Raw genomic sequence first — 17,385 nt, 5'->3', positions numbered from 1 at the left:
AAGCGGCCGGAACGCCAATGACGACGGGCTTTCCGGCGATACACCGGGCAATGCACGATGAATTCTAATACAGGTATGTATCCTAATGCAAAGCTGTATCAAAAACGATTCGAAAGAGGGTTGGATGCTAAACTCGACGCATGAAACCCATTCGCCTCACGCGTGAACAAAGTCGCGACCAGACGCGCCAGCGTCTTTTCGACGCGGCGCTCACGACATTCATGAACAAGGGATTCGGCGTGACGAGCGTCGAAGATATCGCGGCCGCGGCGGGCTACTCGCGCGGCGCGTTCTACTCGAATTTCGGCAGCAAGTCGGAGTTGCTGCTGGAACTGCTCAGGCGCGATCACGACGCCACGATGGGCCGCATGCGTTCGATCTTCGAAGACGGGGAGGCCACGCGACAGGACATGGAAGCGCGCGTGCTCCAGTACTACAGCGAAATTTATCGCGAGAACAAATGCTTTTTGCTGTGGGCCGAGGCGAAGCTGCATGCGAGCCGCGACGCGGCTTTTCGCGAGCAGTTCAACGCGTTCATGCGGGAGTTGCGCCAGACCACGACCGATTACATCAGCGCATTTTCGGAGCGCGCCGGCACGCCGCTGCCGATGCCGGCCGAGCAGCTTTCGCTCGGCCTGATCGCGCTATGCGATGGCGTTCAGTTCTTCTATTCGTCGGACCCGCAGGCGGTGCCCGCCGACTTCGCCGAAGCCGTGCTCGCGGGCTTTTTCAGACGTGTGGTGTTCGGCGCAAGCTGAGCGCCCTAGATTGACAGACCCGGTCCGCCATTGCCGCCGAGCAACTGCTCGACGGCATCGGCGTCGGCGTAATCCTGCTCGGGCAGCGCGTCGAATACGGTGATGACGTCGTTGCTCACGCCCGCTTCGCGCGCGGCATCGACGATCGCATCCTTGTTCGCCGGAAAACGCATGGCGCGCAGCACCTGCACGATTTCATCGTTGATCGGCTCGTCGTTCAAGGCGTGTTTGGGCGTGTCGGTCATTCGAATCGTTCCGGTGGTTGAAGTTGCGCGTCAGGTCTGCACCTGCACGGGCTGGCTCGCCATGCCGCGGCTCGGCGCGCGCGGCTTCGGAATCTTGACGTGGCGCCAGCGCGCGTGATCGAGATCCTGCGCCGTAATGTCCGGCGCGGGCGCCGAGACGGGCGCGGCGTTCGCGCGCAGTGCGGCGCGCATCGCGGTGGTCGCGGTCGCGGAATCGGTGTCGCTCGTGTGAAGCGGCGCCGCGTAGCACGACACGGAAACCAGAGCCATCGACAACATCGTTGAGGTTTTCATCGCTCAACCCCTCCTGACGTAAGCAGCGAGAAAGCAACGAGCAAAGGCTGTGCCAATCGCATCCATGCCGCTTCGCGCCGCGCGAAAACACTAACTGTTTACAACGCGCGGAACGTGGTCGAACGGGAGCGCGGCGAACACACTTCGTGTGAGTTCTGAAGTGCGGCCGCAGCGATGCCCGGCTGCATGCGGCTAGGCCGCCAGGCACCCGCGCGCTGCAAATTTGCACACTCGCGCAAGTTCAGCGCGTCGTCGGGTTCAGACGGAAGTATGCGTCGAGAAGCGAGGTCTTGTACACGACGCCGAGCAGGAGCGGCTCGGCGCGCCGCTCGATCACCGGCAGCCGCTCGCCCTGGAACGCGAGGAAGTGCTGCAGCGCCTCGCCGAGCGACATGTCGGGCGTGAGCACGTCGAAGTGCGGCTGAAGATAGTCGCGCGCGGTTTTGGTGTCGGTGTCGCGCTCGTCGAGCAGGTCGGAGGTGATGTCCTTCAGCGCGACCACGCCCTGGAAGTGCTCGCCCTCGTCGACGACATACAGATACTTCACGGGATATTCGAGGAACACGCGCGTCATTTCCTTCACGTTCGCCGTGAGCGGAACGACGGTATCGGCGGGCTTCACCAGTTCGCGCATCTGCGTGGCGGCGAGCCGCGTGCGCTCCTTTTCGTCGCGCGTGCGGCGCAGCGTGACTTCGTACATCGACGTCTGTTCGGAGGTGCGCGCGATGAAGTACGCCACCACGCACGAGAGCATCAGCGGCAGCACGACCTGGTACGAGAGCGTCATCTCGAAGATCATCAGGATCGCCATGAGCGGCGCATGCGTCGCGGCGGCGAGAAACGCGCCCATGCCGACCATCGCGTAGGCGAAGGGTTCGGAGGTCGAGTCCGGCCAGATCGTGTGCGCGGCGATGCCGAAGAGACAGCCGAGCACGGCGCCCACGAAGAGCGTCGGCGTGAAGACCCCGCCGACCGCGCCCGATCCCGTGGTCGCGGCGGTCGCGATGATCTTGAAGACGAGCACGGTGAGAAGGGCGGTCCAGGTCCAGGGCGTGTGCAGCAGCGAGTTCACGACTTCGTAGCCGTTGCCCCAGACTTCCGGCCACCAGATCGAGATCACGCCGACGATGAGCCCGCCCAGCCCGAGCCGGAGCGGCAAGGGCAGCGGCAGGAGCGCGAAGCGCTTCTTCGAAGCGGCCAAAAGCCGCAGGAAATGCGGCGCGAGCGCGCCGCACAGGAGCCCGAGCACGACGAAGAGCAGCACTTCGACGCCCGTGATGGTCGGGAAGACGGGCATCTCGTAAGGCGGACGGTAGCCGGCGAACTCGCGCATCGTGATGTTGGCGACCACCGACGCGACCACGATCGGCCCGAAGCTTTCCATCGCGATCGAGCCGAGCACGATTTCGGTGACGAAGAACGCGCCTGCGATCGGCGCGTTGTACGCCGAGGTGATGCCGGCGGCCGCGCCGCACGCGACGAGCAGCCGCAGGCGCGGGGGATCGAAGTGGACCCAGCGGCCGATCAGCGAAGCCGAGAGCGCCGCGAGCTGCACCATCGAGCCTTCGCGGCCGATCGAGCCGCCGCTCGCGATCGTGAAGAGCGACGACAGACTGCGCCAGAGGCTCTGCCACACGGGCACGGCGCCGTCGCCGATGGTGACGGCTTCCATGTAGTCGGCGTGAGTCTGCTTCGGCGCGCGGCGCCGCGCGATCAAGAGGCACACGCCCGCGACCAGTCCGCCCGCCGCGGGCAGCGCGACGCGCACCGGCCACGGCAGGCGCTTCGCCATCTCGACGAAATTGCCGGCTTCGCCGCCGAACGCCCGTTGCAATTCGTCGATGCCTTCGCGAAACGCCGCCGTCGCGAACGCCCCCGCGACGCCGACGATCACGGCCCACACGAGCATCGTGTGATCGTCGGAGAGCCGGAAGAGCTTTTGCGCGCGCGTGCGCAGTTTGAGCAGGAATGAAAGCACGTGGACGGACGTATTCGGGCTGTTGGGCGAGCGGTTGAGATCGATTCAGGACCAGGCGCGCCGCAAGGATAGCATTGGCATGCCACACGCACGAGCCATGCTGCGGTGCGGTTCGCGCGGACAAAAAAAGCCCGGCGCTTCGACGCGCCGGGCGGCCGGACTCAGGCTGCGCGCGTCACCACGTCGGCGCGAACGGCGGATTCGCGTGGCGCTTGCCTTCGTCGAGAGCGTCGATGCGGGCGATGTCGTCGGCGTCGAGCGTCAGTTTCTGCGCATCCCAGTTGACCTGCTGGTGCTCCGGATTTGTCGATGCCGACAGCACCACGATCTCCCGCGACAGGAGCCACGCGAACGTCACCTGCGCGGGCGTCGCGCCGTGCTTCTTCGCGATGTCGGCGAGCGTGGGGTCGGTGTGCGCACGGCCTTCGCCGAGTGGCATGTACGCCGTCACTTTCACGCCGAGCTTCTGCGTCGCCTCGACGAGCGCGCGGTTCGCGAGGAACGGGCTCACTTCGAACTGGTTCGTCACGATGGCGTCGCCGCCCGGCGCAGCGAGCGCTTCTTCGAGCAGCGGCGCCGTGAAGTTCGACACGCCGTAGTGGCGGATGAGGCCGAGCTGCTGCGCTTCCTGGAACGCGGCGAGCGTTTCGCCGATGGGCACGACGCTATCGGGCGACGGCCAGTGAACGAGCGCGAGGTCGATCGTGCCGATGCCGAGCTTGCGATGGCTTTCCTTCAGGCTCGCGATGAGATCGTCGCGGCGCAGGCGTTCCCACCAGACTTTCGTCGTGACCCAGACGTCCTCGCGCGGAATGCCCGAATCGCGCACGCCCTGGCCGACTTCGGCTTCGTTGTCGTAGTACTGCGCGGTATCGATGTGACGATAGCCGAGTTGCAGTGCGCTCTTCACGGACTGCGCGGTCTTGCCGGCCGCGACACGAAATGTGCCGAGACCGAATGAGGGAATCGTTTCGATCATGCATGGCTCCTGTGTCGACCAGAGTTGGCGCTTCAGCGCCTTACTCTGGTCCCATGCCACAGCGTGGCGGTCGACCAGAGTTGGCGCTTCAGCGCCTTACTCTGGTCCCATGCCACAGCGTGGCGGTCGACCAGAGTTGGCGCTTCAGCGCCTTACTCTGGTCCCATGCCACAGCGTGGCGGTCGACCAGAGTTGGCGCTTCAGCGCCTTACTCTGGTCCCATGCCACAGCGTGGCGGTCGACCAGAGTTGGCGCTTCAGCGCCTTACTCTGGTCCCATGCCACAGCGTGGCGGTCGACCAGAGTTAGTGCTTCAGCGCCTTACTCTGGTCCCATGCCACGTAGTGGCGAAATGCAGCTAAGGCGATCGGCGATTACTTCGCGTCCTGATCGAGTTCGGGATAGTGCCTGAAGATGCCCGATTCGTTGAACGCGATGCGCCGCTCGGAATCGACGTACGCCGCGATGTTCGGCCGCGCGAGCACCGCATCGTGCAGGGCCGCCACACGCGGATAGTGCTGGCCGAATTTTCGCATCGCGCGCGGAAAGGCGTAGTGCAGGCCGTCGACGAGCTGGAACATCGAGAGGTCGACATACGTCGTCGACTTGCCGACCATCTGCGTGTCGCCGTCGGGGTTCTGCTTCAGCACGCGCTCGAAGTAGCCGAAGAACTTCGGAATGCGTTGCTCGATGAAGTTCTTCGAGCGCACCTTGGCGGCCTCTTTCTGGTCTTCGTAATACAGATCCGTGGCAAGCGGATGATGCGTGTCGTGGACTTCGGCGACCACATCGGCGATCGTCAGCTGCATGCCATGCGCGACGTAGCGCAAGGCCTCGTCCTTCGGCGCGAGCCCGAGCTTCGGCCCGAGATACAGCAGGATATTCGCGACGTGCGGCACGATCAGTTCGCCGTCTTTCAGGAACGGCGGCGCGAACGGGATGTGCGCTTCGGTCTTGCTGTTCAGAAGCTTCATCATGGCATCCGTGCCGAGACCGTCCTTCTTTGCGCCGCGCGCGACGTCGATATAGTCGGCGCCTGCATCTTCCAGCGCGAGCCGGACGAATTCTCCGCGGCCCTGCAGGCCGTCCCAGTAATACAGTTCGTAGGGCATGGGCAGTTCCTCCTCGTTCATGCGCGGCGGACGCTTCGCGTCGCGCGCAAACTTGCGGTTCAGCAGGGTCCGTGCCATACAACGCGAAAGCCCCGCGCGAGGGCGGGGCGTTCTTGTTTATCCGACCAAGCCGGCGTTCAGCCGAAGAGCCGCTCGACGCCGAGCGTGATCGCAAGCCCGCCGCCGATCAGCCAGACATACAGGATCGCACCGGTCGCCAGCGCGCGGGGGCCCGCCTGGCGAATCTGCGCGATGCGCGTTTCCATACCGAGCGCGGTCATTGCCATCGTGAGGGCGAAGGTGACGAGCATGTTGAGCGTGCTGGTCGCGGTGTCCGGGAGGATGTGCAGCGAATTCACGATCACGAGCGCGAGGAAGCCGAGCGCGAACCAGGGCACCGCGAGCTTGCCGCCCTTGCCGCCGGCGCCGGCCGCAGCGCGCGAGCGGTTCAGCCACAGCCCGAGCCCGAGCAGCACGGGCACGAGCAGCATGACGCGCGTCATCTTGACGATGGTGGCGATGTGCGTCGCTTCCGGGCTCACGTTGCTCGCCGCGCCGACCACCTGCGCCACTTCGTGGATCGTGCCGCCGAAGAAGAGACCGGCGCCGAGCGTATCGAGATGGAGCCACCCAGCGTGCATCGCGATCGGATAGAGGAACATCGAGAGCGTGCCGAACAGCACGACGCTGCCGACCGCCATCGCGCTCTGATGCGGCTTGGACTGCAACGTCGATTCGAAGGCGAGCACGGCGGCCGCGCCGCAGATCGCGCTGCCGGCGGCAGTGAGGAGCGCGGTGTCGCGGTCGAGTTTCATCAGCTTCATGCCGGCCCAGGTGCCGATCGCGAGCGTGCTCACGACGATCAGCACCGACACCGTGACGCCCGCGAATCCGACCTGCGCGATTTCCTGCAGGCTCACGCGCAGCCCGAAGAACGCGACCGCGATACGCAGCAGCTTCCGCGCCGAGAAGTTCACGCCCGCAGCCCAACTGGCCGGCATGCCGTCGCGCAGCGCGTTGCCGTACAGGGCGCCCGCGACGATGCCGACGATCAACGGGCTGATTCCCAGTCCGGCGATGGCGGGTATCGACGAGAGCCGGGTGACGGCGGCGGCGAAGAGCGCGACGAAGAGAATGCCGTTCAGCTGGCCGCGTGTGGACGGTTTGCTGGCGACGAGAGTCTGGGCGGGATGGACAGTGGACATGGCGGGTCGGAGTTTTATTGCGATGCGCCAATCCTAACTTTGATATATGGATATGAAAAATCGTGATTTAGAATGTAAAGTATCGGCTGGACCGATATTTATAACGACATGACCCCCGATCAGCTTATAACGTTCGCGACGGTCGCCGAATTCGGCAACATCAGTCGCGCGGCGACGGCGCTGCACCTCTCGCAGCCCGCCGTCTCCGGTCAGTTGCGGCAGTTGCAGGACGAGTTCGGCGAAGCGCTTTATCAGCGCGACGGCCGTGGCGTGCGGCTCACCGCGGCCGGCGAACAGCTCGCGGAGTACGCCGCGCGCATCCGCGAGACGTATCGGCAGGCGCATGCCTTTCGCGACGCGCTGCGAGGCCTCGAGCGCGGCACGCTGCGCATCGGCGCGAGCACGACGCCGGCGAGCTATCTGCTGCCGTACCTCATCGCCGCATTCCACGGCGAGTTTCCCGACATCGCGATCACCACGATCGACGGCAACACGTCGGATATCGTCGCGGCGCTGCCGGGGCTCGACATCGCGATGATCGAAGGACCGGTGGGCGTCGATCTGCCGCCGGGCACGGGCGTCACGCCCTGGCGCGAGGACGAGATCGTCGCGATCCTGCCGGCTTCGCATGCGCTCGCGCCGGAGCGCGGCGAGGCCTCGCTCGACGCGATTTCCGCGCATCCGCTCGTGTTGCGCGAAAGCGGCTCGGGCGTGCGGCAGATCGTCGAGCGCGCGTTCGCCCGCGCGGGCGCGCCGATGCGCATCGCGCTCGAAATCGCGGGCGTCGAGGGCGTGAAGGAAGCGGTGCGGGCGGGCATGGGCATCGGTTTCGTATCGGCGATGTCGATCCGCCACGAAGACGACGCGCTCAGGCGCCTGCGCATCGCGCCCGAACCGCTCACGCGCCGATTTTCGATCCTGCTGCCGCATTCGGCGGCGCCGTCACGGGTAGCCGCGCGCTTTCTGGAGCTGTGTCTCGCCGAGGCGAAATCGGGCTAGGGAATTCCACTATGGCGTGCGCCCGGCGACCGGGCGCACCATTCGTTTCGAGACGGACGCCTTGGCGTCTTTTTTAAAACCTGTGGATGGAACCGGTTCCATTGGTTCCAGATGCGCGAATCGAGTGAGATTTCCGTGAGTGAGCTTCAATCCGACCAACAAGCCGAAGTGGTGATCGTCGCCAGCGCGTTCGGCGCCGATGCCATCCGGCGCGACGGCCACGCGGTATGGGCGGCCGTGGCGGCGCGCGCGGGCGCGAGCGGATTCGAAGTGCGCCGCGAACTTTTCGCGCGCTACGCCGACGCCACGCCCGACGCGTTGCGGCGCCTCGGCGAGCAGATCGCCGCGCTCGGCCTGTGGGCGGTTTATTCGACGCCCGCGACGCTTTTCGCGGCCGACGGCTCGCTCGATCTGGCCGCGCTGAAACCCGCCATCGACGAAGCCGCGGCGCTCGGCGCGCGTATCGTGAAGCTGCAACTGGGCGGCACGGAACACGGCACCGCGACCGATGCCGCCACGCTCGATCGCGCGCTGTCAGCGATAGCGGATTCGCGGGCGCGCGTCGTGGTGGAAAACGGCCAGTTGAAGGCGGGTGGCACGATCGGCGCCTTTTCCGCGCTGTTCGACGCGCTGCCGAAGGACTCGCGCACGCTCTCGATGACCTTCGACACCGGCAACTGGCTGTGGGCGGGCGAGAATCCGGCCGAAGCCGCGCGGCGCCTCGCGCCGCACGTGAGCTACGTGCACTGCAAGGCCGTGACGGGCGAGGGCGCGCGGCGCTTCGCGGTCGCGCCGGGCGCCCGCGACGTGCTGTTCGCGCATCTGCTGAAACTGCTGCCGCGCGATGTACCGCGCGGCATCGAATTCCCGTTCGACGCCGCCGCGCCCGAAGCCGACGCGTCCGCGAAAGTCGCGTGGCTCGCCGCCGCGTGACCGAAACATCGATCCCTGGAGACAAACCATGCAGGCAAAACCCGAGGCGCTCGACGTCGTGACCTACGGCGAAGCGATGACGATGTTCGTGGCCGCCGAGACCGGCGACCTCGCGAAAGTCGGCCAGTTCACGAAGCGCGTCGCGGGGGCGGACCTGAACGTCGCGATCGGCCTGTCGCGGCTCGGCTTCAAGGTCGGCTGGATGAGCCGCGTGGGGCGCGATTCGTTCGGCCGCTACGTGCTCGACGTGCTGGCCGCCGAAGGCATCGACGCGCGCTGCGTGACCGTCGACGAGCGTTATCCGACGGGCTTTCAGCTGAAATCGAAGAACGACGACGGCAGCGATCCCGCGGTCGAATATTTCCGCAAGGGCTCGGCGGCGAGCCATTTGTCGGTCGCCGATTACGTCGCCGAGTACGTGACCGCCGCGCGCCACCTGCACCTGACGGGCGTCGCGCCCGCCATTTCCGCAAGCTCGCACGAACTCGCGTTTCACATGGCACGCGAAATGCGCGCAGCCGGCAAGACGATTTCCTTCGATCCGAACCTGCGCCCGACGCTCTGGCCGTCGCGCGAGGCGATGGCGGAGTCGCTCAACGCACTCGCCGCCCTCGCCGACTGGGTGTTGCCGGGCGTCACCGAAGGACTGACACTCACGGGGCACACGAAGCCTGAGGACATCGCGCGCTTTTACCTCGATCAGGGCGCGAAGGGCGTGATCGTGAAGCTCGGCGCGGACGGGGCGTATTTCCGCACCGCCGATGGCGATGCGGGCATCGTGCCGGCGGTTCCGGTCGCGAAGGTCGTCGATACGGTCGGCGCCGGCGACGGCTTCGCGGTCGGCGTGGTGAGCGCGCTGCTCGAAGGACGCGACATCCGTCATGCGCTTCTGCGCGGCAACCGGATCGGCGCGCTGGCGATCCAGGTGATCGGCGACAGCGAAGGACTGCCCACGCGCGCCGAACTGGACACGCTGGAAGAAACTGAGACATCCATCGAGAAGACGGCACGAGCCGCACTCAACCTGGCCTGACCGATCCGACTCGAACGGAAACTGGAGAGACACGATGCAAACCACGACACCCCCGAAACTCGCCGTGCGCCGCTGGTGGGCGATCATGCCGATCGTCTTCATTACCTACAGCCTCGCGTATCTCGACCGCGCGAACTATGGCTTTGCCGCGGCGGCCGGCATCAATCACGACCTCGGCATCAGCAAGGGGTTGTCGTCGCTGATCGGCGCGCTCTTTTTCCTCGGCTACTTCTTCTTCCAGATTCCGGGCGCGATCTACGCCGAACGGCGCAGCGTGAAGAAGCTGGTATTCGTGAGCCTGATCCTGTGGGGCGGATGCGCCGCGCTCACGGGCATGGTGAGCAACATTCCATCGCTGATGGCGATCCGTTTCGTGCTCGGGGTCGTCGAGGCGGCCGTGATGCCGGCGATGCTCGTCTTCATCTCGAACTGGTTCACGAAGTCCGAGCGTTCGCGCGCCAACACGTTCCTGATTCTCGGCAATCCGGTGACGGTGTTGTGGATGTCGGTCGTATCGGGGTATCTGGTGAATTCCTTCGGCTGGCGCAACATGTTCATCGCGGAAGGGTTGCCGGCCGTGGTGTGGGCGGTGATCTGGTGGTTCATCGTGCAGGACAAGCCCGCGCAGGCGAAGTGGCTGAGCGCGCAGGAAAAGTCCGACCTCGATGCGACGCTACGCGCCGAGCAGGCCGCGATCAAGCCGGTGAAGAACTATGGCGAGGCGTTTCGTTCGCCGGCGGTGATCAAGCTGTGCGCGCAGTATTTCTGCTGGAGCATCGGCGTATATGGTTTCGTGCTGTGGCTGCCTTCGATTCTGAAGAACGCTTCGAGCTTCGGCATGATCGAGACGGGCTGGCTTTCCGCGATGCCGTACCTGGCGGCGACCATCGCGATGATCGCGGCGTCGTGGGCTTCGGACAAGCTGAACGCGCGCAAGGCGTTCGTGTGGCCGTTCCTTTTGATTGGCGCGCTTGCGTTTGCCGGATCGTATCTGCTCGGCTCGACGCATTTCTGGGCATCGTATGCGTTGCTCGTGATCGCTGGCGCGGCCATGTATGCGCCGTATGGGCCTTTCTTTGCGATCGTGCCGGAGTTGCTGCCGAAGAACGTCGCTGGCGGCGCGATGGCGCTGATCAACAGCATGGGGGCGCTCGGGTCGTTCGTCGGATCGTATGTCGTCGGGTATCTCAATGGCGCGACCGGGTCGCCCGGGGCCTCGTATGTGTTCATGAGCGCGGCGCTCGTTGCTGCTGTGGTCCTGACGCTGGCCGTGCGGCCTCAAGCTGCTGCTTCGGGGTCTGCGAAGCTTGCACATTAGTGGCCGACTGGCGTGTTGTTGAACGCCGCTTGATGTTTCTGGGCTTCTATGGAACTTGCTTTCTTAGCGGTCTATTAGCACTGCCCCTGTCCGGGGCGGGACTTACTTTCTTTGCTGCTGCAAAGAAAGTAAGCAAAGAAAGCAGCTTTTTCAGGCAGTAGTCACAGCACGTCAACGCGATTGAAGTACCGAGTGGACATACCGCCTAAGTGTCGCCCTCGAAAGACCAAAGGGCTTGGTGCGATTAACCACTGTGTCTTCGCATAGCGAACGAAACGGTACAGCAGTCATTCATCCGTCTTCGCTTCGCTCAGACGTCCGGTGCATTGGTCGCGTGGTTGATATTCGCGGTTGCGGTTGCGGTTGAGATTGCGCACCGGTGGTTTTCGTTTATGCCTGTCGTCCGCGAAGCGCGGACGGATGGATGAATGCCTTACCGAGTAGTTGGCTGTGCGAGGACACAATGGTTAATCGCACCAAGCGCTTGGAGATGTTTGAGGGCGACACTTAGGCGGTATGTCCACTCAGTACTGCCGGTGCGTTGGCGCCTCAAGACTGCTGCCTAGGAAAGCTGCTTTCTTTGCTTACTTTCTTTGCAGCAGCAAAGAAAGTAAGTCCCGCCCCGGACAGGGGCAGTGCTAATAGACCGCTAAGAAAGCAAGTTCCATCGAGGCGCAGAAAACATCAAACGGTGTTGAAAAATCCCCACCCCAAGCGCGAGCGAGAACCCCCCATGCCATCCGAACAAGCGAAGAAAAAAATCGTAGCCTACAAGACGTTGCCGGACGACGTGATGTCCTACCTGAGCGCGCACGCGGAGGTGAAGACGATCGACCCGACGAACCACGAAGCGCTGACAGCAGCGCTAAAAGCGGCCGACGGTGCAATCGGCGCAAGCATAAAAATCACCCCCGACATGCTCGAAGGCGCGCAACGCCTGAAGGTCCTCTCGACCATCTCCGTCGGCTACGACAACTTCGACGTCGATGACCTCACGCGCCGCGGCATCCTCCTGACCCACACGCCCGATGTGCTCACCGAATCCACCGCCGATACCGTCTTCGCGCTGATCCTCGCCACCGCACGCCGCGTCGTCGAGCTCGCGGAGTGGGTGAAAGCCGGCAACTGGCAATCGAGCATCGGCGAAGCGTGCTTCGGCGTCGACGTGCAGGGCAAGACGCTCGGCATCGTCGGGCTCGGACGCATCGGCGGGGCGGTCGCGCGGCGCGCGGCGCTCGGCTTCCGGATGAACGTGCTCTACACCAACCGGCACCCCAACGCGCAGGCGGAAAACGACTACGGCGCGAAGCGCGTCGAACTCGACGAACTGCTCGCGAAATCGGACTTCGTGTGCCTGCAAGTGCCGCTCACCGAAGCGACGCGCGGCATGATCGGCGCCGCGCAACTGCGGGCGATGAAGAAGACCGCGATCCTCATCAACGCATCGCGCGGACCGACGGTCGACGAACCCGCGCTCATCGAAGCGCTCAAGAACGGGACGATCCTCGGCGCGGGTCTCGATGTCTTCGAAAAGGAACCGCTCCCCGCCGATTCGCCGCTCCTCGCGATGAAGAACGTCGTCGCGTTGCCGCACATCGGGTCGGCCACGCACGAGACCCGTCATGCAATGAGCCGCAATGCGGCGGAAAACCTGATCGGCGCACTGCAAGGCACGCTCGACGTGAATATCGTGAATCCACAGGTGCTCGGGCGCTGAACGAAGCGACGGGCAGGGCGTGCGTTAAGATGCCATTGCCCGGTCGTCGACAAGACCAGAGCGCGCCGCGGCGCGCTTTTTTGCCTTCGGGCGCCCCGTTGCCCGGCGAGGCCGGTGAGAAGCCACATGCAAGAAGAACAGCATCCGATGACGAGCGCCGCCCGCCGCGCGACGATCACCGACGTCGCGCGCGCGGCGGGCACCGGCAAGACCAGCATCTCGCGCTATCTGAACGGCGAGACGAGCGTGCTGTCGCCCGAATTGCGCGAGCGCATCGAAGCGGCGATCGCCAAGCTCGACTACCGGCCCAATCAGATGGCGCGGGGACTCAAGCGCGGACGCAACCGGCTCGTCGGCATGCTGCTCGCCGACCTCACCAATCCGTATTCGGTCGAAGTGCTGCAGGGCGTCGAAGCGGCGTGTCATGCGCTCGGGCTGATGCCGCTCATCTGTCACGCGGCCAACGAAGTCGACATGGAGCGCCGCTATCTGCAATTGCTCACGACGTACCGCGTGGAAGGCGTCATCGTGAACGCGCTCGGGGTGAAGGAAGAACTGCTGCAGACGTTCTCGCTCGGCGGCATTCCGGTCGTGCTCGTCGACCGCTCGGTGGAGGGCTTCGTCACCGACATGGTCGGGCTCGACAACCCGAAGGCCGTCGCGCTCGCGACGCGTCATCTCGTCGACGAGGGTTTCGACGACGTCGTTTTCATCGTGCAGCCGTTCAAGCGCGTGAGTTCGCGGCGCGCGCGCGAAGCGGCGTTTCGTGACACGATCGGCGCGCTCGGAGCGACAGGATCGACCATCGTGCTCGACCTCGCCGATGCCGCGCCCGCGCTCGCCGCGATCGACGCGCATCTGCGCGACGCCGGCGCGAACCTGCAACGCGTGGCATTATTCGCGGCCAACGCGCCGGTTGCGTTGCGCGTCGCGCTGCATCTGAAGGAACGCTACGGCGTGGACTGGCAGCAACGCGTCGCGCTGATGTCGATCGACGACTCCGAATGGGCCGAACTCGCCGGCATGACGACCGTGCGTCAGCCGACCTACGACATCGGGCGGCGCGCGGTCGAGTTCCTGCACGAGAGGCTCGAACGCGGGCTCGAACGCGGGCCCGAAGGCGCTCGCATGCCGGCGCGCGAATGCCTGCTGCCGGGCGAACTCGTCGTGCGCTCGTCGACGCGGCGCAAACTATCTCCAGGAACCTGAATGGTCAGTGTATCGACGCTCGCAAGTCTCACGATCGCCACGCTTCTCATCGCCGCGTTGCCGGTCGTGCTGTATCGGCGGCTGCGGCCGCGCTTTCTTTTCGAGCGGCGCGAAGTGATTCTCGGCATCGCGGTGTTCGCGTTCTTTTCGATGATCGTCGAGCGCGCGCTGCACGGCTTCGTGCTCGGCAATGCGACGCTCGTCGGATGGCTCGCGAACCCGGCCGTGTTCGTCGCATACGGCGCGCTGGCGGCAGGTGTCTGCGAGGAAGTGGGGCGCTTTCTCGCGATGAAATGGCTGATCCGTCGCGAGCCGTCGACACTCCATCGCGCCGGCACGTCCCTCGGCTACGGCATCGGGCATGGCGGGGCGGAGGCGTGGCTCGTCGGCGTGTTCGTGCAGGTGCAGTGGATCGTCTATGCGCTGCTGGCGAACCGCAATCAGCTCGACGAGCATTTCACGAGCGTGCCGCCCGACGCGCTGCTGCGGCTGCATATGGTGCTCGGGACGTTGTCGCCGCAGTACGCGGTGCTGTTCGTCGTCGAGCGCGCGGCGGCCTTCGTGTTCCAGCTCGGATTCTCCGTGCTCATGTGGCAGTTGCTGCGCGAACGGTTTCGCCCCGCGCTGCCGTTCCTGATCGTCACGCATGCGCTGATCGGGCTGCCGGCTGCGCTCTTTCAGGCGCGCGTGATTCCGCTTCTCGCCGCCGATGCCGTCTATCTGGTTCTCGCGCTGTTCGTCGTGCGCGCGCTGATCCGCTATTTCCGCGCGGGGGCCGGGCGGCCGGACGCCACTTCACCTTCGAAGCACTGAACATGGACGACTATCAATACGACTGTCCGAGCGCCGACATCGACATGCTCGCGCACGTAATCACCGATCTCTTTCCCGAGCAGACGCAGTTCGCCGAACGCATCGACGACGAAGGCCGGACCTTGCTCGTCATTCACTACATCGCGATGCGTTTCGGATCGAGCGCGCGCCGCATCACGATCGACGTGCGTTTCGATCCGGCCGTGCTCGCGCGCTATCGGGCGCTGCCGGTGCGCATGCACGCGAGGAGCTATGCGGTGCTGCGCGCCTATGTGGAAGCGACGCTCGGCTCGCTGGAGGAAGCGTATGCGAACAAGGAGACCGTGCCGCGCACGGTCGAGATAGAAATGGGCGAGGACTTCGCGTAACGCGTGCCGTGTCAGTGCGCGCGCCTGTAGACCTTCGCGAAGCGCGCGGCCTTCACGACGCCGTAGTCGCCAGGCGCGTACTGCATGACCCAGTCGCCGGCGGCGCCCGCGAGTACGTCGCCGGCTTCCGAGCGGGCGATCGTGAAGGCGTCGTGCATCTGCTTCGCGAGCACGACCACCGGGCGATTGCGGTAGGTGCCCGGCTCACCGTGAGCGACGTTTTCCTCGGGCACGTACTTCGCGTCGAAGCGCTCGCGCGAGACAACCCAGCGCTCGCCGGTCGCGCCGGTAATGAGCGCGTCGCCGGGCTGGTAGCGGTTCGGACCTTCGAGACTCATCAGTTCGCCCGTGGCCGCCGCGAACTCGACGGCGACGGCTTCATCTTTCACGACGCGAGTCGCCGCGGGGTCGGTGCTGAGATCGAGCTGGGTGAGGACGTTCATGGCGGATCGTTGGAGGAAATCGGGGTTCGCGATCGTAACGGCTATCGGCTCATTTTGCACGCGACCGCGCAAAAGACGCAAAACAAAACGCCCGCATCGGACGATGCGGGCGTTTTGCAGGCTGGCCGAAAGTTACGTCACGGCTTCGTGACGGACGCGCCTTCCGGCGCGGCGGCACGCGGCGCGCGATGCCGGCGATGCCCGTGCTCGCGCCCGCCTTCACGGAAGTTGGTATCGGCGAGCTTCTTCTGCTCGGGCGAAAGGCTCGCGTAAAGCGGCTCGAATGCATCGACGAGGCGCTTCGTGCCCTCCGCGTTCGCCTGCGTGATCTGCTGGTATTGCTTCATGTCGTCGAGCGCGGACATCGTATTGCGCTGCGCGACACGCTGACGATACAGCTCGCCCATCGTGTGCGCGTTCTCGCGCATGATGTCGGCGAACTTCGACCATTGATCTTCCTGCTGCGGCGTGATCTTGAGCGCCGAGTGCAGTTCGTTGATGCGATCCTCGACGCGCGCCTCGCGGTGGGTCGCGGCGGGCGCCGATGCCGCCGTCGCAACCGTGGCGCCAGGGGCCGATGCCGCAGCGGGTGCCGAGGACTGGGCGAAGGCCGCGCTCATCGCGAGCGTTGCCGCCAATGCAGCGAGTGTTTTTTTCATTCGTGACACCTTCAGTCGATTAAAAATGGCTTGCGATGCGCCTGGCTTGAGCCCGAGCGCGTACGCAGCGCCGAAAACGCGATATTAGTAGCACGATTGCGCGCCGCTCATGGCGCATTGCGACATCTGCTTACAACCGATACGTCTGCGAAAAAATAGCTTGGAACGATGAAAGGACGCGCGAACGCGGTCGTTTTCTGACGCGCCGCACAACGCCCGTGGCCGAATGTCGCCGTCGCATCAAAGTGCTAGGATGGCCGGGATATCAAGCGGCAATGGAGGCAGACATGTCTACTTTGGCTATCGACGGTGTGCGCTGGACGAACGACCGTGTGACAAACGTGCGCTGGGGCGATTTCGATCCGGGCACGAACAACTGGACGTCGCCGACCACCATCGTCGAGGTGGCTCAGGTCGTCGACGCGATCAAGAGCGGCAGGGAAGTCCGCACGCTCTTCACGCTCGGCGGCCGGACCTTTCTCGGCCCCAAGGTCACGGCGCTGCCTTATACCGCCGGACATATCGGCATCGAGGCGCGCGTGCAGGAAGGGCAGATCGAAAAGTCGCTGGAGGACTTGCCGTCCGTATGAGCTGGCTTCCCGCTGTTCGGGCAGCGCCCGCCGCCTGCCATGCAACGGAGTGCCGTTGTGGATCGTGAGAAGCTGCGCCGCTTCGGCATTGAATTCGCGCCACGCATCGCGAGCAGGATTTCGAGCCTGCTCGATGCCGACGTTCACGTCGAAGTCATTGCTCACGAAAACGGCCGCACGCCTGCGCGCGTGCGGGTCAGCGCCGATCGGGCCGCGCACGGCAACGAGCGCTTCGAGCGCTATCTGCAGGCGATCCCGGCCAAGCTGACTGCGTGGCAGGGCGCGCGCGACGTCGATCTGGAGTCGCGCTCGCAGGCGGAGTTCGCGGTGTTGATCGGCGGACTGGACTTCGGCACGTGAGCCGCTCGGCTCGTTGGGCAAATGCAATCTCAACAGGAGACATCATGGCATCGGCTAACCACGCAAATCTGCGCGCAGTCGTGCAGACGGCCGAGCAGGCAGGCGGCTTCGTATGGGTGATCACACTCGTCGATTTCGCGGCCGGCGAGGTGAAGCGCTCGATGGTCTCGGAGGAAAATTTCTCGACCGCCGACGCCGCGCGCGACGCGGGCGAGGATCGTCTCAAAGCGATGGCTCAGGACCGCTAGGGGCGGTTTCAGTCGGCTCGGCAAGATTGCTTCGTGCCGTCGTGCTGCCCGGCATGTGTCGGCGCGCGCGGCGCGCGTGCGCCGTCAGAGGGCGATGCGACAAACCCTTCTTGACACGCGCGATC

General features: G+C 64.9%; 20 protein-coding genes. 12 read left to right on the top strand and 8 right to left on the bottom strand.

From position 1 onward, the window contains the following. Positions 1 to 140 precede the first annotated feature (140 nt). Positions 141 to 758 (top strand): TetR/AcrR family transcriptional regulator, encoded by a 618-nt coding sequence (locus AWB66_RS11320; RefSeq protein ID WP_087630391.1) that lies wholly within the window; start codon positions 141 to 143, stop codon positions 756 to 758. Positions 759 to 763: 5 nt separating this feature from the next. Here the strand turns inward: AWB66_RS11320 and AWB66_RS11315 are convergent, their stop codons facing one another. From AWB66_RS11315 to AWB66_RS11290, 6 genes are all read right to left on the bottom strand, one after another. Further along, a complete protein-coding gene (locus AWB66_RS11315) occupies positions 764 to 1,003 on the bottom strand; it encodes a DUF2795 domain-containing protein (protein ID WP_087630390.1) in 240 nt (79 codons plus the stop codon). A gap of 30 nt (positions 1,004 to 1,033) precedes the next feature. Next, positions 1,034 to 1,297 (bottom strand): hypothetical protein, encoded by a 264-nt coding sequence (locus AWB66_RS11310; protein ID WP_087630389.1) that lies wholly within the window; start codon positions 1,295 to 1,297, stop codon positions 1,034 to 1,036. 241 nt (positions 1,298 to 1,538) lie between these two features. Continuing rightward, complete coding sequence (locus AWB66_RS11305; protein WP_087630388.1) at positions 1,539 to 3,275, bottom strand: ClcB-like voltage-gated chloride channel protein; 1,737 nt, start codon at positions 3,273 to 3,275, stop codon at positions 1,539 to 1,541. Positions 3,276 to 3,450: 175 nt separating this feature from the next. Beyond that, entirely contained in the window at positions 3,451 to 4,254 is an 804-nt protein-coding gene (locus AWB66_RS11300; RefSeq protein ID WP_087630387.1) for an aldo/keto reductase, read from the bottom strand. A gap of 373 nt (positions 4,255 to 4,627) precedes the next feature. After that, on the bottom strand, positions 4,628 to 5,365 hold the full coding sequence (locus tag AWB66_RS11295; RefSeq protein ID WP_087630491.1) for a glutathione S-transferase: 738 nt from the start codon (positions 5,363 to 5,365) through the stop codon (positions 4,628 to 4,630). A 137-nt stretch (positions 5,366 to 5,502) separates the two neighbouring features. Next, positions 5,503 to 6,570, bottom strand: a complete 1,068-nt coding sequence (locus AWB66_RS11290; protein ID WP_087630386.1) for a YeiH family protein — start codon at positions 6,568 to 6,570, stop codon at positions 5,503 to 5,505. Positions 6,571 to 6,678: 108 nt separating this feature from the next. On the opposite strand from AWB66_RS11290, the gene AWB66_RS11285 reads away from it, so the two are divergent. From AWB66_RS11285 to AWB66_RS11250, 8 genes are all read left to right on the top strand, one after another. Next, positions 6,679 to 7,569, top strand: a complete 891-nt coding sequence (locus AWB66_RS11285) for a LysR family transcriptional regulator (RefSeq protein WP_087630385.1) — start codon at positions 6,679 to 6,681, stop codon at positions 7,567 to 7,569. A gap of 111 nt (positions 7,570 to 7,680) precedes the next feature. After that, complete coding sequence (locus AWB66_RS11280; RefSeq protein WP_087630384.1) at positions 7,681 to 8,502, top strand: sugar phosphate isomerase/epimerase family protein; 822 nt, start codon at positions 7,681 to 7,683, stop codon at positions 8,500 to 8,502. Positions 8,503 to 8,530: 28 nt separating this feature from the next. After that, positions 8,531 to 9,535 (top strand): sugar kinase, encoded by a 1,005-nt coding sequence (locus AWB66_RS11275; protein WP_087630383.1) that lies wholly within the window; start codon positions 8,531 to 8,533, stop codon positions 9,533 to 9,535. A gap of 34 nt (positions 9,536 to 9,569) precedes the next feature. Continuing rightward, entirely contained in the window at positions 9,570 to 10,853 is a 1,284-nt protein-coding gene (locus AWB66_RS11270) for an MFS transporter (protein WP_087630382.1), read from the top strand. A 733-nt stretch (positions 10,854 to 11,586) separates the two neighbouring features. Then, positions 11,587 to 12,570, top strand: a complete 984-nt coding sequence (locus AWB66_RS11265; protein WP_087630381.1) for a 2-hydroxyacid dehydrogenase — start codon at positions 11,587 to 11,589, stop codon at positions 12,568 to 12,570. 126 nt (positions 12,571 to 12,696) lie between these two features. Further along, positions 12,697 to 13,779 (top strand): LacI family DNA-binding transcriptional regulator, encoded by a 1,083-nt coding sequence (locus tag AWB66_RS11260; protein WP_087630380.1) that lies wholly within the window; start codon positions 12,697 to 12,699, stop codon positions 13,777 to 13,779. Beyond that, on the top strand, positions 13,780 to 14,592 hold the full coding sequence (locus AWB66_RS11255) for a YhfC family intramembrane metalloprotease (RefSeq protein ID WP_087630379.1): 813 nt from the start codon (positions 13,780 to 13,782) through the stop codon (positions 14,590 to 14,592). It begins immediately after the preceding gene. A gap of 2 nt (positions 14,593 to 14,594) precedes the next feature. Next, positions 14,595 to 14,960 carry a DUF3022 domain-containing protein gene (locus tag AWB66_RS11250; protein WP_087630378.1) on the top strand — a complete coding sequence of 122 codons (366 nt, stop codon included), beginning with the start codon at positions 14,595 to 14,597 and terminating at the stop codon, positions 14,958 to 14,960. Positions 14,961 to 14,971: 11 nt separating this feature from the next. Here AWB66_RS11250 and AWB66_RS11245 read toward each other — a convergent pair whose 3' ends face one another. Together AWB66_RS11245 and AWB66_RS11240 are read right to left on the bottom strand one after the other, a co-directional pair. Next, positions 14,972 to 15,403, bottom strand: coding sequence for a PGDYG domain-containing protein (locus AWB66_RS11245; protein WP_087630377.1), 432 nt, complete (start codon positions 15,401 to 15,403; stop codon positions 14,972 to 14,974). Positions 15,404 to 15,540: 137 nt separating this feature from the next. Then, positions 15,541 to 16,062 carry a Spy/CpxP family protein refolding chaperone gene (locus AWB66_RS11240; RefSeq protein WP_087630376.1) on the bottom strand — a complete coding sequence of 174 codons (522 nt, stop codon included), beginning with the start codon at positions 16,060 to 16,062 and terminating at the stop codon, positions 15,541 to 15,543. A gap of 287 nt (positions 16,063 to 16,349) precedes the next feature. Between AWB66_RS11240 and AWB66_RS11235 the strand changes: the two genes are divergently transcribed. From AWB66_RS11235 to AWB66_RS11225, 3 genes are read left to right on the top strand one after another with little or no spacing between them, the layout of a single operon-like run. Then, a complete protein-coding gene (locus tag AWB66_RS11235; RefSeq protein WP_087630375.1) occupies positions 16,350 to 16,652 on the top strand; it encodes a hypothetical protein in 303 nt (100 codons plus the stop codon). 57 nt (positions 16,653 to 16,709) lie between these two features. Then, the gene (locus AWB66_RS11230) at positions 16,710 to 17,012 is read left to right on the top strand and encodes a DUF5594 family protein (protein WP_235021087.1); all 303 of its coding nucleotides are present in this window, start codon (positions 16,710 to 16,712) and stop codon (positions 17,010 to 17,012) included. 44 nt (positions 17,013 to 17,056) lie between these two features. After that, complete coding sequence (locus tag AWB66_RS11225; RefSeq protein ID WP_087630373.1) at positions 17,057 to 17,260, top strand: hypothetical protein; 204 nt, start codon at positions 17,057 to 17,059, stop codon at positions 17,258 to 17,260. Positions 17,261 to 17,385: the final 125 nt, after the last annotated feature.

The sequence above is a fragment of the Caballeronia telluris genome, from assembly GCF_001544495.1.
Classification (GTDB): domain Bacteria; phylum Pseudomonadota; class Gammaproteobacteria; order Burkholderiales; family Burkholderiaceae; genus Caballeronia; species Caballeronia telluris.
Note: the sequence above shows the minus strand (reverse complement) of the source record. Positions and strands in the feature narration are given on the sequence as shown.

Excerpts from the sequence above, each read along its gene's own strand:
- AWB66_RS11265 (WP_087630381.1), top strand. The coding sequence starts at position 11,587 with ATGCCATCCGAACAAGCGAAGAAAAAAATCGTAGCCTACAAGACGTTG.
- AWB66_RS11240 (WP_087630376.1), bottom strand. The coding sequence starts at position 16,062 with ATGAAAAAAACACTCGCTGCATTGGCGGCAACGCTCGCGATGAGCGCG.
- AWB66_RS11275 (WP_087630383.1), top strand. The coding sequence starts at position 8,531 with ATGCAGGCAAAACCCGAGGCGCTCGACGTCGTGACCTACGGCGAAGCG.
- AWB66_RS11235 (WP_087630375.1), top strand. The coding sequence starts at position 16,350 with ATGTCTACTTTGGCTATCGACGGTGTGCGCTGGACGAACGACCGTGTG.
- AWB66_RS11250 (WP_087630378.1), top strand. The coding sequence starts at position 14,595 with ATGGACGACTATCAATACGACTGTCCGAGCGCCGACATCGACATGCTC.
- AWB66_RS11255 (WP_087630379.1), top strand. The coding sequence starts at position 13,780 with ATGGTCAGTGTATCGACGCTCGCAAGTCTCACGATCGCCACGCTTCTC.
- AWB66_RS11285 (WP_087630385.1), top strand. The coding sequence starts at position 6,679 with ATGACCCCCGATCAGCTTATAACGTTCGCGACGGTCGCCGAATTCGGC.
- AWB66_RS11270 (WP_087630382.1), top strand. The coding sequence starts at position 9,570 with ATGCAAACCACGACACCCCCGAAACTCGCCGTGCGCCGCTGGTGGGCG.
- AWB66_RS11260 (WP_087630380.1), top strand. The coding sequence starts at position 12,697 with ATGCAAGAAGAACAGCATCCGATGACGAGCGCCGCCCGCCGCGCGACG.
- AWB66_RS11315 (WP_087630390.1), bottom strand. The coding sequence starts at position 1,003 with ATGACCGACACGCCCAAACACGCCTTGAACGACGAGCCGATCAACGAT.
- AWB66_RS11300 (WP_087630387.1), bottom strand. The coding sequence starts at position 4,254 with ATGATCGAAACGATTCCCTCATTCGGTCTCGGCACATTTCGTGTCGCG.
- AWB66_RS11245 (WP_087630377.1), bottom strand. The coding sequence starts at position 15,403 with ATGAACGTCCTCACCCAGCTCGATCTCAGCACCGACCCCGCGGCGACT.
- AWB66_RS11295 (WP_087630491.1), bottom strand. The coding sequence starts at position 5,365 with ATGCCCTACGAACTGTATTACTGGGACGGCCTGCAGGGCCGCGGAGAA.
- AWB66_RS11310 (WP_087630389.1), bottom strand. The coding sequence starts at position 1,297 with ATGAAAACCTCAACGATGTTGTCGATGGCTCTGGTTTCCGTGTCGTGC.
- AWB66_RS11320 (WP_087630391.1), top strand. The coding sequence starts at position 141 with ATGAAACCCATTCGCCTCACGCGTGAACAAAGTCGCGACCAGACGCGC.
- AWB66_RS11225 (WP_087630373.1), top strand. The coding sequence starts at position 17,057 with ATGGCATCGGCTAACCACGCAAATCTGCGCGCAGTCGTGCAGACGGCC.
- AWB66_RS11290 (WP_087630386.1), bottom strand. The coding sequence starts at position 6,570 with ATGTCCACTGTCCATCCCGCCCAGACTCTCGTCGCCAGCAAACCGTCC.
- AWB66_RS11280 (WP_087630384.1), top strand. The coding sequence starts at position 7,681 with ATGCGCGAATCGAGTGAGATTTCCGTGAGTGAGCTTCAATCCGACCAA.